At 68.7% G+C, this 16436-nt stretch carries 12 protein-coding genes; 10 read left to right on the forward strand and 2 right to left on the reverse strand.

The genetic code is table 11. The features are described 5' to 3' along the window. Nucleotides 1–1151 precede the first annotated feature (1151 nt). Nucleotides 1152–2894 carry a hypothetical protein gene (locus AB0H32_RS03020; RefSeq protein WP_361113284.1) on the forward strand — a complete coding sequence of 581 codons (1743 nt, stop codon included), beginning with the start codon at nucleotides 1152–1154 and terminating at the stop codon, nucleotides 2892–2894. 316 nt (nucleotides 2895–3210) lie between these two features. On the opposite strand, the gene AB0H32_RS03025 is transcribed toward AB0H32_RS03020, so the two are convergent. Beyond that, a complete protein-coding gene (locus AB0H32_RS03025; protein ID WP_361113287.1) occupies nucleotides 3211–3528 on the reverse strand; it encodes a hypothetical protein in 318 nt (105 codons plus the stop codon). A 612-nt stretch (nucleotides 3529–4140) separates the two neighbouring features. On the opposite strand from AB0H32_RS03025, the gene AB0H32_RS03030 reads away from it, so the two are divergent. From AB0H32_RS03030 to AB0H32_RS03040, 3 genes are all read left to right on the forward strand, one after another. Beyond that, complete coding sequence (locus AB0H32_RS03030; protein WP_361113290.1) at nucleotides 4141–5403, forward strand: protein kinase; 1263 nt, start codon at nucleotides 4141–4143, stop codon at nucleotides 5401–5403. A 454-nt stretch (nucleotides 5404–5857) separates the two neighbouring features. Continuing rightward, complete coding sequence (locus AB0H32_RS03035; RefSeq protein ID WP_361113293.1) at nucleotides 5858–7402, forward strand: amino acid permease; 1545 nt, start codon at nucleotides 5858–5860, stop codon at nucleotides 7400–7402. A gap of 651 nt (nucleotides 7403–8053) precedes the next feature. Further along, nucleotides 8054–9406: a phosphatase PAP2 family protein gene (locus AB0H32_RS03040; protein WP_361113296.1), complete on the forward strand. Its 1353-nt coding sequence runs from the start codon at nucleotides 8054–8056 to the stop codon at nucleotides 9404–9406. 53 nt (nucleotides 9407–9459) lie between these two features. Here the strand turns inward: AB0H32_RS03040 and AB0H32_RS03045 are convergent, their stop codons facing one another. Then, a complete protein-coding gene (locus AB0H32_RS03045; RefSeq protein WP_361113299.1) occupies nucleotides 9460–9615 on the reverse strand; it encodes a hypothetical protein in 156 nt (51 codons plus the stop codon). Between the two features lie 518 nt (nucleotides 9616–10133). Between AB0H32_RS03045 and AB0H32_RS03050 the strand changes: the two genes are divergently transcribed. From AB0H32_RS03050 to AB0H32_RS03075, 6 genes are all read left to right on the forward strand, one after another. Further along, nucleotides 10134–11153: a L,D-transpeptidase gene (locus tag AB0H32_RS03050; protein WP_361113302.1), complete on the forward strand. Its 1020-nt coding sequence runs from the start codon at nucleotides 10134–10136 to the stop codon at nucleotides 11151–11153. Between the two features lie 81 nt (nucleotides 11154–11234). Beyond that, nucleotides 11235–11741, forward strand: a complete 507-nt coding sequence (locus AB0H32_RS03055) for a SigE family RNA polymerase sigma factor (protein WP_361113305.1) — start codon at nucleotides 11235–11237, stop codon at nucleotides 11739–11741. Beyond that, complete coding sequence (locus AB0H32_RS03060; RefSeq protein ID WP_361113308.1) at nucleotides 11734–12444, forward strand: hypothetical protein; 711 nt, start codon at nucleotides 11734–11736, stop codon at nucleotides 12442–12444. Before AB0H32_RS03055 ends, AB0H32_RS03060 begins: the two co-directional genes overlap by 8 nt. Before the next feature lie 437 nt (nucleotides 12445–12881). Continuing rightward, nucleotides 12882–13274 (forward strand): nuclear transport factor 2 family protein, encoded by a 393-nt coding sequence (locus tag AB0H32_RS03065; RefSeq protein ID WP_361113311.1) that lies wholly within the window; start codon nucleotides 12882–12884, stop codon nucleotides 13272–13274. An 82-nt stretch (nucleotides 13275–13356) separates the two neighbouring features. Continuing rightward, nucleotides 13357–14577, forward strand: coding sequence for an alpha/beta fold hydrolase (locus tag AB0H32_RS03070; RefSeq protein ID WP_361113314.1), 1221 nt, complete (start codon nucleotides 13357–13359; stop codon nucleotides 14575–14577). A 727-nt stretch (nucleotides 14578–15304) separates the two neighbouring features. Beyond that, nucleotides 15305–16411, forward strand: coding sequence for an NAD(P)/FAD-dependent oxidoreductase (locus AB0H32_RS03075; protein ID WP_361113317.1), 1107 nt, complete (start codon nucleotides 15305–15307; stop codon nucleotides 16409–16411). Nucleotides 16412–16436 lie beyond the last annotated feature (25 nt).

Genomic DNA, 16436 nt, shown 5'->3' on the forward strand with positions numbered 1-16436 from the left:
TGTGTTGACACCGAAGCCGCCGACAGGAGCCGCCGGGATCGCTTGAGCACACGCGCGGTGACGCCGACTCACGGCCCAGCCGCTGGTTGGCGTATGGAGCGGGATGCGCGCCGCGAGGCAGGGCCGCCGTCGGGCAGCTCACGACGACACCAGGGGAATACGGCAGTTCTGTACCGGGGGCCCTCGCTGAGTCTTGCCAGTGCCGTGTCGGCCAACGTTCGCCCGGTTGCGGTCCGACCGCAGCGTCGATGGAGTTCGGGGATCGTCGGGAGATGAGGTCGCCGGTTGGCGAGGCGCGCGCCGGCCGCCGATTCCTGCTGGAGATGGTCGCTCCGCCGTTGGTTCAGCGTCCGGTGTGCAGGTATGCCTGCCATGCAAGGACCACAGCGTGCTGGGTTGAAGCGATGAGGTGGGGGACTGGCGCAGATGACGTCGATGGCATGGGCGGCTTCGCGGTGTCGCTCACCCGCTCTGGCCGTCCGTCGGCGGATCGCGGTCTTCCGTGCGTGGTCGACAGGCATGGGGGCTCCGGGGCATGAGATGTGGACTCAGTCGCGCGGCGCGGAGCACCTGGGTGAACCAGCGGAGCCGTTGTCACAGAACCAGTGTGGTGGCTCGGGCGGGAACCCGTAGCGGTGGCTCGCGCGGGAGCCTGTGAGCGGCGAGGTCGAAAGAGGGCTGATCCGTTGTGCACAGGACCGTGTCCGCCCAGCATGCCGACGCGCCCAGCAGTCGTGCCGCAGTGGCCGAACACCTACGGGGCGCCCTTCCGGCGCGCACACAGCATTGGATCACCGCACGGCCGTCGATGCACCACAGCAGCGGACTCAACCCCGTGTCGGACCTCCGTGCTTTCACGGATGCCCCCGCCGATCCGGGCGGGCCAGGATGGGGGAGGACGCGACCTGAGTAATGGCGGGCATGGGGGCAGCGTCGGTGTGCTCAGCGTCCGGTGCCGCCGGCACCACGAGCGCGCCGCTTCCGTTTGTGAAGGGACAGGTCGCGACTGCAGCATTCCCGCCCATGCCACAAAACGCTGGAAGGAATCTATGCGTTCCCGATCACTCCTCCGTTTCCGGCCCGGCCTGTCCGTCGGCCGGACGTTGTGCGCGGCGCTGTTATCCGCCGTGGTAGCGCTGGGCACAGGCCTTGTGGCCCCGACCCCGAGCAGCGCCGCCGCCGACGACGTGGTCAGCAGCCGCTGGATCGGCCTGGGCTACAACCAGAACCCCCAGCCGCCGAACGGCACGACCTGGAGCACCGCCGACTGGAACCTGATGGTGTCCCGCACCGGCTACATGAAACCGGGCCTGGTCCGGGTCATGTTCAACCTGCCCTGGTTCTGGAGCGGTACCGACGCGGGCGGCAGCTACGACTTCACCAGCGCCCCCTATATGAACGCCGAGAAGGTGATCAAGCACTACGTCGACGAGGGCGTACCGGTCGTCAGCGGACTCTTCGGCATGGACAACCTGACCTATACCGCCCCGAACACGGCCACCGTCCAGGCGACGTTGATCAAGCATCTGCAGACCGACGGCGCCGCGCCCGCCTACTGGGTCGGCGTCAACGAGCCCAACGTCTCCACCGGCCCGAAGTCGTACTCGTACGCCGACTGGGAAACCGCGACGACCAACCTCGCGTCGGCGTCCGCCACCGCCGGAGTGGACACCGCCCGGACGGTCATCTCCGGCGCCGACACCGCCGAGGCCGGCATCAGCTCCTACGGTGGCGACCTCGGCCACCAGACCGCACCCGGATGCAGTTCCGGATGCGACTCCGGCCTGGTCTGGAAGCTGGCCTCACTCAACACGTTCACCGCGCAGATCTACGCGGCGAGCGCCACCGACAACGCAGTCACCTTCCAGACCTCGTCGGACGGCACTACGTGGAAGAAACTGGCAGCCGCGCCGCCGACGCCGGTCGCCATGGTCACGGGCAAGAACGGAGGCGGCATGTGGAGCTACACCTACACCGCCTCCGGCATCACGGGCAACAAGTACCTGCGCCTGTCGGTGGCCTCCTCGACCCTTGAGCACACGGTCGGATCGATGCACCTCGCCAACAACAGCACGTCTGTCGACGACTCGCTCGACGATCTGACGCGGACACAGACCGCCCTGGACACCGGCACCTGGAACGGCAACGGCTCCTGGTGGCTGCGCTCCGCGCGGAGCGGCCTGCTCGGGGCCGGCGAGGCACACTTCTACAGCCAGGAGCTGTACGGCGCAGCCCCCGAGTACGCCGAGCCCGTGATGAGCGAGGCGGTGTCCCAGCTCCGGACGGCGGCACCGGGCAGTCCGGAGCTGCTGGGGGAGACGGGCATGAAGGCCGCCCAGTACCCGGACGGCAGCAAGGACTACCGCTTCGCGCTGGACACGACTCAGCCTCTGCGCATGGCGGATCTGGCCGTTCAGGAGGCCCGCAGCGGCGTCGACGGCGCGGCCGCCTGGTGCCTCGACGGCTATGCCTCGACCACTTTCTGTGGGATGTGGGGCAGGGGCAGCGACGACCCCGGTAAGGTGTCGGCCCACTCCACGGCGCTGCGTCCGTGGTTCTACACCTGGAGTCTGCTGACCCGGTACCTGCCCACAGGATCCATCATCCACGCGCCGGGGGAGCCGACAGGCGTGCGCGTGCTGGCCGCTCAGCTGCCCGGCGGAGGCTGGACGTTCGTCCTCGTCAACCGCACGTCCGTCGCGCAGACGGTCAGCCTGAGCGAGCCGACCGGGTCGATCACCCTGAACAAGTACCTCTACACGGACGGTGCCACCCCGAGCACCGACGCCAACGGCTTCCCCACGAAGGTCGGTACGCTGACGGCGAACTTCACCAGCGGACACGCCCTGACCGTGGGCCCCGACTCCGTCCTGGTCTTCACCACCGCGTCGTGAGCAGGCAACCGACGACCAGAGGCTGATCGTCCGAGGGTGTCGGCAACGCGGCCAGTTCGTTGCCGACACCCCGTCCTCACACCCGCGGGTGTGATCAGGGGCCTGCGGGGCCTGCTGAAACCTTCACCGATCCCGGCGTCTGCGCGCCCATCCTCGACCGCCTCACCTTCAACCTCCTCGTCGACCTCGCGCGAGACGTTCAGGAGCGCGGTGCAGGCGGGGACTTCCCGCCCGTACATGCCCGAGAGACGGGCCGCGCAGACCAGTGACAGAGGGAAAGCCCCAGCGTCCTGCTGGAGGCACCTTCCCGCCTCGGTCACGATGACGGCGACGGTGGGATGGGGAGCACGCGGTCCGGCAGGCCGGCCTCGTGGGCCTGGTCGTCCGGGTAGACAAGCAGGCGGTCACCATCCACCCGCAGGACGGGACAGGTCCACGTCTCTTCGGTCCCAGGTACGAGCACCTGGGGTGTGGCCCGCTCGGCGTCATGGACGACCAGTGACAGGATGCTGCAGCCCAAGTTCCCCGTCGCCAGGCCCTGCTCGGGGTGGTTCTCCGGGCCGGCGGCCTGCACCACGTGGAACCGCTCGTCCGCCCAGTAACCGGAGTGCTCCAGCGCGGCGCCCTCTGCCACGCGGACACCGTCCACCCGGACCATGTCCCCATGACTGCCACGTCCCGGGGAGAGGCACGGGACAGCAGTTCGGCGAGATGCTCCCGGTACCGTTGCGGCCCGGCGAGAGCGAGGAATTCGTCCCCTTCGTCCCTCCACCACACCAGCAGGTCGAGCCCTGCCTGGGAGCGGCGCAGCCGGCTCCGCCACTCTTCGGCCCAGGGCCCCCATCCATGGGTCCACTGGTGCTTCTTCGCCGTCCCTGACGTTTCCTCCGGTGACGGTTCCGCTGCAGGCGTGTCTTCGGATCCTGTCTGCTTGCCGTTCTTCCTGCGCCATCGCCACATCACGGCTGCGCCCCCGGGCACCCTCGGTAATGGCCTGACCGCGCGCCTGCGGTAGGCCGACCGGCGAACCTGACGATCGTAGAGAGCATCTGCGGACGCACCGACGGTATGCGCACGCCGGATCCGTGCCAGGCCCGTGATTCCTGACAGATGCGCTCGGCAGCGATGGCAGGTGCACCGGGAGCAAAGTCGTGATCCGCAAACGGTCACCCGCACGAGATCACAGAGATCCCACAAAGTCCGCCCCTACCGTCCCAGCGGGAGACCGACAGCATGGGGGAGTGCAGTGGATCACGCGTGTTGCCTGGGCGGGCGCTATCGCCTGGAACGGATCCTGGGCCAAGGGGGGATGGGCGAGGTATGGCTGGCGCATGATATGCTGCTGTTCCGCCCGGTCGCCGTGAAGACGCTACGGCCCGAACTGGCGGCCAGTGCCGAGCACTGGGCACGCTTCCGTCGTGAGGCTGTCTCGGCCGCCCTGCTGGGACACCCGTCCATCGTCGCCGTCTACGACGCGGGCGAGGACATGGCGGACGGCGGATCCGTGCCGTACCTCGTGATGGAGTACGTCCCGGGCACCACACTGCTGCAACTCGTGCGCGACGAGCGGATCACCGGGCCCGAGCACGCCCTGGAACTCACGGCCGGCGTGCTGGAGGCACTCGAGCACGCCCACCACCACGGCATTGTCCACCGGGACATCAAACCGGCGAACACCATGCTCTCCGACGAGGGCACGGTAAAGGTGACGGACTTCGGCATCGCCCGCTCGGTGAACCTGACCGGTACGACCCTGACCCGTACCTCGGTGGTCATGGGCACAGCCGAGTACCTCTCGCCGGAGCAGGCCCGCGGCGAGCAGGTGGACCACCGCGCGGACCTCTACTCGACCGGCTGCCTGCTGTACGAGCTGCTCACCGGCCGCCCTCCCTTCACCGGAGACACACCGCTGGCCGTGGCCATAAAGCACCTTTCGGATCCGCCGGTGCCTCCCTCTGCCCACGCTCCGGGGCTCCCCGCCGTCTACGACACCCTGGTGCTCCGCGCGCTGTCCAAGGATCCCGCGGACCGTCACCAGACTGCCGAAGAGATGCGCAACGCCATCGGGGAGATACTCGCAGGCCCCGCCGCACCGGTCGCTTCGCCACTGATTCCACCGCCGACGCTCCGGCACACTCGGCCGCTGCCGCTTCGGGGTGCGTCCCCCAAGACGCGCACCATGCGACGGCGGCGCATCCGATGGCCCCTCCACGTGATCGCAGCGCTGCTGGTGACCGGATTGGCCACCCACATGATCACCGGATGGCAGGCCCCTTCCCGGACTCCAGCCACGGCGCCCTCGCTGACCGGCAAGACGATGTCCGAAGCCCGGTCGAACGCCCAGGCAGCGGGGTTCCGCATACAGCGCGTGCGGCAGCAGGCGTGCCCCCAGCCCGTCACATCCGCAGGCCGAGTGTGCAACCAGGACCCCGTACCCGGGCGCCAGGTACCACGTCACACCATCATTCGGGTCACGCTGTCTCCGGGTGCACCCCGGCAGGACCCTTGAGCGGGGACGGCACCAGAACGCCTCAGGCGCACGCGCTCGGTGGCGACGGCGCGTACTGCGCCCTGCCGGTACCAGGCATGGTCGCCCTGCCGCCGTACAAAGTGTCCGGAGCATGGTGGTCGCCACGCCTCGCACGCTCGACGACGCACCGGATTGCGGGGCCTTCACCCTCGTACCGCCTCCTGCTGACCCGGCCGGTAGATCTTTAAGGTGGTCTCGCAGACCATTGATCCGGCGAGTGGTGGGCGTCGGCAAGAGGTGTTGGTCGGGGCCCCGTTGCTCCGGGCCACAACGTGTCGGCGATGATGCCGATGCCGTTTCGTGACCGGTGTTTGGTGCGAGACCCTTGCGCTCCGCCTCGCCTGAAGAAAAGGTATCGCATCAAACCTTTGTTTGAGGCGAGGGAGTGGGGCGCCGGATCCACTCGCGGCGGCCTGAGCCTGAGGAGGCCCTGATGTCCACCGACAAGTCAGTGACGGAACCGGAGCACACAGGGGCTCTGTCCGGAGACGCGCAACGCCTGCACGAACTCGGCTACGCCCAAGAATTGGCCCGATCGATGTCGGCGTTCTCGAATTTCGCCATCTCGTTCACCATCATCTCCGTCCTCTCCGGATGCCTGACCCTCTACGGATTCGGGATGGTCACCGGCGGCCCCGCGATGATCACCTGGGGTTGGCCGCTCGTCGGCGTGATGACCCTCTTCGTGGGCCTGGCCATGGCCGAGGTCTGCTCCAGCTACCCGACGGCGGGAGGCCTTTACTACTGGGCGGCCAAACTCGCCCCGTCCAACGGCGCGGCCTGGTCCTGGTTCACCGGCTGGTTCAACTTCCTCGGCCAGGTCGCCGTGACCGCAGGCATCGACTTCGGTGCAGCGTTCTTCCTCAACGCCTTGCTCGACCTGCAGTTCGGGTTCTCCGCCACCCCCGGCCACACCATCCTCCTCTTCGGGATCGTGCTCGCCGTCCACGGCGCACTGAACACCTTCAGCGTCAGGCTGGTCTCCCTCCTCGGCAACGTCAGCGTGTGGTGGCACATACTCGGCGTGATCGTCATCGTCGGCGCACTGGTGATCTTCCCGGCCAAACACCAGTCCGCCAGTTTCGTCTTCACCCACTTCGTCAACGGCACCGGCTGGCACTCCGGACTCTACGTCGGGCTCCTCGGCCTGCTGCTCGCCCAGTACACCTTCACCGGCTACGACGCCTCGGCGCACATGACCGAGGAGACCCATGACGCAGCCAAGGCCGGACCTCGAGGCATCGTCATGTCGATCCTCGTCTCCCTGGTCGCCGGCTGGGTCCTGCTGCTCGGCATCACCTTCGCCATCCAGAACTACGACGGCGCCCTGGCCAGCTCCACCGGCGTCCCCCCGGCACAGATCTTCATCGACGCCCTCGGTGCGACCGGCGGCAAGCTGCTCCTGCTGGTTGCGATCGGGGCGCAGTTCTTCTGCGGCATGTCCTCGGTCACCGCGAACTCGCGCATGATCTACGCCTTCTCCCGGGACGGCGCGTTGCCCGGCTCGCAGGTGTGGCACCGCATCAACAAGCGGACCAAAACCCCCACCAACGCAGTCTGGCTGGCGACCGGCGGAGCCTTCGTCCTCGGCCTGCCCTACCTGTGGAACGCGACCGCGTACGCCGCCGTGACCTCCATCGCCGTCATCGGCCTGTACATCGCCTACGTCCTGCCGGTCTTCCTGAGGCTGCTCCAAGGCGACCGCTTCGAACGCGGCCCCTGGCATCTCGGCCGCTGGAGCAGGCCGGTCGGCATCGTCGCCGTCGTGTGGACGCTGATCATTACCGTGCTGTTCATGCTGCCCACAACCAGCCCCGTGACCAGCAAGAACTTCAACTACACCCCGATCGCCGTCCTTATCGTTCTCGGCTTCGCCGGAGTGTGGTGGCTGGTCTCGGCACGCCGTTGGTTCAAGGGCCCGAGAGTCCAGGGCACGGCCGAGGAACTGGCGGCGATCGAGCACGAACTCGAATTCTGACGGCTGGCACAAACTGCCCGAGCCCTGGGAGCCGTGCCGGCCACGGTACTCAGGGCTGCCGGGTGTCAGGAGAACGGACAGGAGAGAGCTGGAACAGCCTTGAGCCCGGCACGCTGCCCGCAGCTCCCCGCTGCCAGGCGCGACGCCCGTTCCCCGTCGCAGCACCGGAAACCGGATCGCAGGGCTGGGCGGGCGTGCAGAGGGCCGCTCTCACCGTGCACGGGGTGCTGCTGACGGCGCCCCGCCTTCGCGGAAGGCGGGGCGCCCGAAGGAAGCCGGTCGCCTGCCAGACGTGGCCTCGGCAACCAAGGCGGTGTTCACGGACCCAACTCGGCCTCCGCGCCCTCCTGGCCCGCCTGGAGGCCGAACTCGCCGCTACCAGCGGCTCGGACGCGGTCCCATTTCACGAACCTCGGGGCTGTCCGGCAGGTAACCCCTGACGTCGGACCGTCGTGCGGCAGGACCGACCGACCTTCGCGCCACCTGTGACCAGCGAAACCTGCCCCACGGCTCCGATAACATGTTCGAGCCAACGACGACCACCGCTCCGTCCTTCACCGGGCGACCATGCAATCCAGCACGAAGAGTGACCTGGTGCCTGGTTAACTAAATAACAAATCGGCCAGACAGTTGATATCTATAGCATCGCGGGTGTTTTCGCGAATAAACGGCAGAATTACGTTCGCCGCGTGGCGTCGACCACGGGCGACGCTGTGGGCCACGGCGGGCGTGGCCGCACTCGGCTTCCTCATCACGCTGGAGATCGCCGCGCGTCGCTGCGGCGTACCGGGGCCGTTGACCAGTCAGGCGAAAGAGGTGATATTCGCCCCCAAGCCAGGGCCGCTGTACGCCGGTCTGGCGTTGATGATGGTGGTACTCACCTGGCGGCAACGGTTCATCGCGGCTGGTGTCGCGATCGGCATCGACGTCGTCTTCGTACTGGTGCGGTGGGCGGTCGACGCCAAGACGACCGACGGTCATTTCTTCGGCAACGGTGCGTTGTGGGTGATGTTGGGCTATGCGGTCGTCGCTGTCACGCGCCGCACCGGCCGGGAACGTGTCCTGCTGCTGAAGGGCGTCGGGCTGGGCCTGCTGCTGGTGGCCGGCCGTAAGACCGGCGATACCTGGCTGCTCATCACGTCGAAGACCCGCCCGGCGGTGCTCGACCCGTACCTGGCAACAGCCGATCACGCACTGGGCAACCCAGCGTGGCTGGTAGGCCGGGTTGTCAGGGGTACCGGCCCGATCGGCACCCATCTTCTCGGCTGGGTCTACGCTCAGCTTGCGGTGGCCGCCATCGTCGTCGCGCTGTACCAGCTGCGCAATGTGGGGGTCGAGCGCCGTTTCCCGCGCCATCATCTGGTGCGCACCTTTCTGGTGATCGGCCTCCTCGGACCGGGCATCTACATGATCTTCCCGGTGGTCGGACCGGTCTTCGCCTACGGTCCGGGCGCCTCCGGCACCGGCGGCGTGCACTGGGCGGTGGCCAACCTGTGGCCGGACATACCGCCGCCGATCAGTACCCCGCACCCGATGCCGTACGACGAGATCACCCCCCGCAACTGCATGCCCAGCCTGCACACGGCGTGGGCCACCGCGATCTTCATTCATTCCCGCAAGGGCCCACGCATTCTGCGATGCGCAGGCGCGTTCTGGCTGATTGCCACGCTCAGTGCAACGCTGGGCTTCGGCTACCACTACGGCACGGATCTCGTGGCCGGCGTGGTCTTCGCGCTCACGATCGAGGCCGCACTGCGCTCGCTCGAACGCGGCTGGGACCGGTCAGGAACCCGGCTGGTCGCATACGGCGCAACGGTCTTCGCTGCGCTCCTGGTGTGCTATCGCTATCTGCCGATGGAGATGGCCACACATCCGTGGGTGTTCGGACCACTTCTCATTCTGGCGATGGCCTCAGTGGTCCACGGCTACGTACGGACCACCGAACTGTGGGAGCCGACGGCCGAACCTGCGCGGCAAGGGGAGCCACAACCCGAATTGGTTTGAGTCATGTTGCGTCAGGTTGTGGGCCGTGCGCTTCCCGAGTCGGGCCGGGATGCTTACTGACCTTGAATGCGTGATGTCGTCATGGTGGAGGGGGCGAGGCCGGTACCGGCCAGGCAGCCGTCGACGACGTCTTGCCAGTCGCGTTCGGCGATGTAGCGGCGCATGCCTGCGGTGAGGTGCGCGTTGAGGATGCCCCTCTGTTGCGTCAAGCAGCGGCGGAGGAGGCAGCAAGAGCCGATGCCGGCTGGATCTCACGGTGGATCTTGCGGGCGACGTAGCGTTTGCGACAGTGGATGGCCTCGCGTTCCGACACGCCCTGTTTCGTGCGTCGTTCGAGGTGGAGACGTGTGCGGGCATCCCGTCGTAGGCAGGTCGGCGGCGAACGACGCCTCGTCGGCCGGCCGGTCCGGGTTGGCGCCGGCGGCGATCAGCAGGGCACCGGCGTTGTCGGGCCCGGCGCCGATGACGTCCAAGAGCCGCGGGTGACAGTGACGGACGGCCTTGGCGACGGAGAGACCCGCAAGGCCCTCCCGCGCCCATCCCGAACTCATCAATGCCCCGACTCCTCGGCGCCCGCCCTTGTCCGACTGCCGACCCGACGCCGGGTACCGCAGACCGCGACGATCCGACCTTCCTCCCCTCTCCCGGAAAAGTTCCGATCCCATGCAACCCGGTGCCGGGCCCGTGCGTGTAGGAGGCGATAACCGCACATCACCCGGGGGATTTCATGTACGTGGACCGTTCGGTCGGTCGGACCGCAGGCCGTATCGGCGCCGTTGTCACTGCCTGCATCGCTCTGCTCTCGGCCGTCGGCTGCTCGACGGACGCGGGTTCCGGTGTCCGGGAGTCCACCCCCGCACCGGATGCCCGGGCATCCGCCGCGGCAGCGCCCATCAAGGCGACGGGCGAGAACAGCGACGGCACAGGCAAGCCGTCCGACGAGCACTCGGTTCCGTCCATGCCGGAGCCTGCCGTGCTCGCGCAGGCAATTGTGAACATCGGGGACGGGCAGACGGTCGGTGTGGGCATGCCGATATCCGTCACCTTCCCCCAGCGGGTCCCCGCCGCCGAGCGCGAGGCCGTGGAGAGCTGGCTGCGCGTGCAGACCTCGTCCGGCACGAGGGGCGCGTGGAGCTGGGTGCAGGACCACACCGTTCCGGGCGGGGAGCGCGTCGACTTCCGCCCCAGTACCACCTACTGGCAGCCCGGCACCAGGATCACCCTGCGCCGCGGCTCGCACGGCACAAGCCACTTCACCATCGGCCGGTCACTGGTCGCCACGGTCGACACGAAGACGCACATGATGACCGTCGACACCGGCGGCAAGCAGCATCGCATCCCGGTCACCGCGGGGAAGCCGGGACTGGACACCTGGAACGGGACGATGGTGGTGATGGACAAGCAGTCCAGGGTGTTCATGGACTCCCGCACCGTGGGCATGGGCCCGAACGACACCTACCACGACTACTACTACTGGGCCGTGCACCTGACGGCGTCCGGGACCTACGTGCATCAGAACCCGCACGCGGACACGGCGGCCGGGCACAGTAACGTCACCCACGGCTGTGTCGGCCTGGCCACCACCACCGCCAAGGGCTTCTACGACCAGGTACAGGTCGGCGACGTCATCACGGTCACCGGAGCGAACAAGGACACCGTCGCCCCCGGCAACGGCTACGGCGACTGGAACCTGACCTGGAAGCAGTGGCTCGCGAACAGCGCCGCCGGGCAGACCACGACCGCATAACCCCTCGCCGCAACCACGGCAGGACCCCCACCGCACCGCCGTACACCACGCGCCCCGCGCTGTGAGAGAGAGCACGACAAGGTGACCGAGGACGAGTTCGACCTCTTCTACACGGCTGCCTACCCGCGTCTGGTCGGCCAGCTCCACGCCCTGACGGGCGACTACGCCGAAGCCCAGGACGTGGTGCAGGAGGCGTTCGTACGTGCCTGGGACCGGCGTTCGTCCGTCCTGACCGGCGACCGGGATCCCGAGGCGTGGCTCCGCACGGTGGCGCACCGCCTGGCGGTGAGCCGCTGGCGGCGGGCGCGCCACTGGTGGGAGCTGGTCCGCGGCGCGTCCCCGCCGCGGCCGGTGGCCGAACCGAGCCCCGATCACGTGGCGTTGGTCGCCGCCCTGAGGCGTCTGCCCGAGGCCCAGCGGACCGCGATCGTGCTGCATCACCTGTGCGATCTGAGCGTGGAGCAGATAGCCGCCGAGACCGGCGCCGCGGCCGGCACCATAAAGGCGCGTCTGTCACGCGGCCGTACGGCACTCACCGCTCACCTGGTGAGCGAGGAACCGCATCCGACGGAGGAAGCCTGTGCCTGACCAGCAGCCCCCGCAGCCCCTGACCGAGACGGAGCTCTCCGCCCGGCTCCACGATCTGGCCGCACACAGCACCGTCCCGACCACAGGCGCACAGGTCAGGAACCGTGCGGTACGCCGCCGCCGCGGCCGACGCGCTGCGCTCTGCACCACCGCACTGGCGGCGGCGGCCCTGATCACCGTCACCTCCGGCGTCCTCGATTCCCCCGCCAAGACGGACGTACCCCCAGCGGCGTCCGTGTCCCACACCCCCGCACCCGCCCCGTCCCCGGCGCCCGTTCAGCGGGTGAAGGTCGATCTGGACGCCCACACACTGACCATCGGGGGCAAGAGGTTCCGCATTGCCGCGCCGGCGAGCTTCTGCCCGATCGGCGAGACGGCGGTCACGGTCACCGCCAAGTACCCCACTGTGCAACTGCGCCCCAGCAAGCTCATCAGCCATTCGGGCATCAGGCGGTGGGCGGTCATCTTCACCGACCGCAGTCACCATCAGCGGCTCCTGATGTTCGGGCTGGATCCCGCCGACCTCACCGCCCTCGGCACGGACGCCGTCTTCGGCGCCGTCGGCCTCGCACCCAAGGACGGGAAGGAGGTGTACGACATCATCAAGCCCGGCGCGCGTGTGGACATCAAGGGAGGGCGGGCCAAGAATGCGCAACCTGACTCCCTGTGCGTCGACCGTCAGCCGATCACCGGCGCCCGCTGACGTCAGACCTCCGGCGCGCGGCCCGCGCCGGCGCTCGTTGCCCCGTCGGTGCTGGTGCGCCCCAGTGAGGGTGCACGTCACCGCCGTGGCGATGACTGCCGTTGCGCAGGCGGCCCGTTCTGGCCGTGAACGAGTGAACTGATTCGTTGCGACGGCCCTGTGGCCCGGCCGTCCGATCTGCCCCGCATGCGTTCGACCGGTCCCTCGCGACGCCCGGTTCGTCTCCGACGGGGCCCCGGTTGCCGGTCGCCGCCCCTGACGGCCGGCTGCACCTGCCCGTGCCGACCGCATCTGCCCGTGCCGGCTGCCGGACAACGCGGCTGAGCATCCCCTCGACTCAAAGCGTGCGCAGCGCACGCATTAGTGCTACGGTAAAGAAGAAGCGTGCGCGACGCACGCATCTCCTCTGTCTCGCACATACCCGAAAGGAACGTCCCATGACCCGCACCGGTATCGAAGCCGCCCTCAACGACCTGCTCTTCAACCGCGGCATCACCCTGCAGGAAGCCGCCGACCGCCACTTCACCCCGCAGTACCGCCAGCGCACGGACGGTGAGTGGGCCGACCGCGCCGAGTTCCTCGACCACATCGCCCACCTGCGCGGCGTCGTCGCCGACGGCAAGGTCGAGGTTCACGAGGAACTGTACGACGGCGACAAGTACGCCGACCGGCACACTTGCCACATCACCAAGACGGACGGCACGACCGTGGCCATGGAGGTCTACGTGTTCGCCGACCTCGCCCGGGACGGCCGCTTCAGCCGCATCGAGGAGACCACCCTGATGCTCAAGGGATCCGACGCGGACCGCAACATCGGCAGCGCCCGCTGACCACCCACCCCAGCCGCAGCGACGCGCAACGGCGTCCGACCCCAGCAGCGGAACTCCCCACGCACGAACGGAAAAATCCACGATGAAGAACCTGTTGTTTCCCGACAACCCCCAGTTCTGGTACGAGACCCTGCGGTCGATGAGTCACATCGCCTACGGCGGCGCGGACTTCGGCGAGGTGGTCTCCACGAGCGGGCGCATCGTCGAAGGTGACTACGACAGTTGGCACCAGGAGTGGCTGGCCACTGCGGACCGGGTGGCCGCCGAGGCCCAGAGGGCCCTGGACGCCGGCCACCCGGTCAGTGCCCGGGACGGTTTCCTGCGCGCCTCGAACTACTACCGTTCGGCGGAGTTCTTCCTGCACGGCCACCCGTGCGACCCTCGCCACGACCATGCCTACGACCGCAGCGTGGCCTGCTTCCAGGCCGCGGCCGCGCTCTACACCCCCCGCATCGAACCAGTCCGCATCCCCTACGAGGACACCGCGCTGCCCGGCTACCTCTACCGGGCCGACACCACAGGGGAGCCCCGGCCGACGCTGATCATGCACAGCGGTTTCGACGGCACCGCCGAGGAACTCCACTTCAGCGGCGCGCTGGCGGCCGTCGAACGCGGCTACACCGTGCTGACCTTCGACGGCCCCGGACAGCCCGGCCCGCGGCACCGCGAGGGCCTGGTCTTCCGCCCCGACTGGGAGAACGTCATCACTCCCGTGGTCGACTTCGCCGAAACCCTGCCCGAGGTCGACAACAGCCGCATCGCACTGCTCGGCTCCAGCATGGGCGGCGTACTCGCCCCCAGGGCGGCCGCCTTCGAACACCGCCTCGCCGCGCTGGTGACCGTCGACGGCGTCTACGACCTCGGCCAGATATCCACCCGGAACATCCCCGGCGACCGCAAGGAAGCCGAACGGCTCCTGCGCGCGCAATCCGCTCCCGAGCTCGACGCACGCTTCGAGCAGATCATGGCCGAGGACGCGACCGCGCGGTGGGCGATGAACCACGGCATGTACGTGATGGGCGTGGACACCCCCCGGGCCTTCAGCGCCTCCTACCTCGACTACACCCTCCAGGGCGGCATCGCGGAGCGGATCCAGTGCCCCACGCTCGTCTGCGACGCCGCCGAGGACGAGTTCTTCAAGGGCCAGCCCGAGCAGCTCTACGACCACCTGACGTGCCCCAAGACCCTGATGGTGTTCACCGCCGAGGAAGGCGCCGGAGCCCACTGCCACCCCGGCGCCATGCGCCTGTCCCTGGCCCGGATCTACGACTGGCTCGACGACACCCTCACCGCCACCCACTGAAGAGCAGGTCATCGCACGGCGATCCGCGGGCCTGCAACAACGCCGGGGGTAGCTGCCCGTCTCCGGCCGGCTTCGGCTGACCGGATCGGCACTCCGGACACGTACGTCGCAGCCGCGCCCGGCAAAGCCGGGGTCCTCCGCAGCGGGGGCTGACAGAAGAAGGCGGCATCCACGGACGGCCTGGTCGTCTCCACCCGCGCCCGTTTCGGGTTCACCGCCGCGCCAGGCACCACTGGCGACGCCCGTATCCGCGACGTCACCCAGGCCCTCCCGTCCGTCTACGCCGATCGGCTGTTCGCCGCCTGCGAGCAGGGTGCCACCGAGCAGCATCTGCAGCGCATCGCGGCCGAGTGCCTCGCGCAGATGTATTTCCGTGCCGACGACACCCGCGCCCATGGCCTCGGGGTGGAGTTCACTGACCTGGCCCAAGGCGCGGGTCAGCGGCGCCGGACAGTGACAACTATCTGGCTTCGGCGCAACTGTGACCGAGCGCTTCACCTGGCGGGTGAGCGCCGGAGTTGGCGGGCCGAGCGTTTCGCCGCGGTCGAGAAAACGCTGGGATGCGTCCGGCCGGCGACTGGCAGGTTTGAGCCTTCTCGCGCTCGCGGCGCCTGGTCCGTTCGGTACCGGCACACCGTATTTCAGAGGCACTTTCCTGGCGGCTGTGCTTTCTTGGTCATCCGCCGGACCTCCTGGCAACTCACCCACCTTTCGAGGGGACACTCCCATGAACTCCGCTCACGGCCGCCGCATCGCGGTCGTCGGCGCCGGTCTCGGCGGCCTTGCCTTAGCGCGCGTCCTGCAGCTCCACGGCCGCTCCGTCACCGTCTTCGAATGTGAGACTGCCACCGGCGCCCGCCCCCAGGGCGGAAGCCTCGACATACATGCGGACACCGGTCAGATCGCTCTGCGCGCGGCTGGCCTGCTCGACCGGTTCCGCGCCGTGTCCCGCCCCGAAGGCCAGGAGTGGCGTGTGGTCGACCCCGTCACCGCCACCGCCCTGCCCGTCCAGGGGCCCGGCCACGACGACAGCCCGGAGATCGACCGCGGCCAGCTGCGCAGCCTGTTCCTGGAATCCCTCGCCGAGGGCACCGTCCGGTGGGGCTGCACCGTCACCGGGGCCACCCCGCTCGAGGACGGCTCCTGGCGCCTGTTCCTCGACGATGGCACCACCGAGGACGCCGACCTGGTGGTCGGCGCCGACGGCGCCTGGTCGCGCATCCGCCCAGCCCTGTCGGACGCCACACCCGGCTACACCGGTGTCACCTTCATCGAGACCGGTTTCGACGACTGCGACACCCGCCATCCCGCCCTCGCACGCATGGTCGGCAACGGCACCCTCCTGGCGACGGCCGACGGCAAGGCCCTGCTCGCCCAACGCAACAGCAACGGCCACATCCGCGTCTACGTCGCCTTCCGCGCCCAAGATGACTGGCAGGTGGCCGCCGACGTGGAACCCGACGACACGACGGCCGTGCGGGCACATCTGCTGAAGATGTTCGACGGCTGGGACGAGAACCTGCGCCACCTCCTGCGGCACCACGACGGCGGGTTCGTCAACCGGCCCGTGTTCGTGCTGCCCGCCCCGCACACCTGGGAACACGTCCCTGGTATCACCCTGCTGGGCGACGCCGCGCACCTGATGCCTCCCGTCGGGCTCGGTGCCAACCTCGCCATGCTCGACGGCACCGACCTCGCCCACGCCCTCATCACCGAATCCAGCATGGACGATGCCGTCCGCGCCTACGAGAACCTCATGCTGCCGCGCTCGGCCCAGGCCGCCCAGGACTGCGCCGAGGCACTCGACAACCTCATTCCGCCGACGGACTCCTGAGCAAGTGTCACCACCACACCGGCCA

Source organism: Streptomyces sp. NPDC020362 (genome assembly GCF_040642095.1).
Lineage (GTDB): Bacteria > Actinomycetota > Actinomycetes > Streptomycetales > Streptomycetaceae > Streptomyces.

Bases quoted from the DNA above. Each gene is read 5' to 3' on its own strand.
- AB0H32_RS03075 (WP_361113317.1), top strand. From the start codon at position 15,305: ATGAACTCCGCTCACGGCCGCCGCATCGCGGTCGTCGGCGCCGGTCTC.
- AB0H32_RS03050 (WP_361113302.1), top strand. From the start codon at position 10,134: ATGTACGTGGACCGTTCGGTCGGTCGGACCGCAGGCCGTATCGGCGCC.
- AB0H32_RS03035 (WP_361113293.1), top strand. From the start codon at position 5,858: ATGTCCACCGACAAGTCAGTGACGGAACCGGAGCACACAGGGGCTCTG.
- AB0H32_RS03070 (WP_361113314.1), top strand. From the start codon at position 13,357: ATGAAGAACCTGTTGTTTCCCGACAACCCCCAGTTCTGGTACGAGACC.
- AB0H32_RS03065 (WP_361113311.1), top strand. From the start codon at position 12,882: ATGACCCGCACCGGTATCGAAGCCGCCCTCAACGACCTGCTCTTCAAC.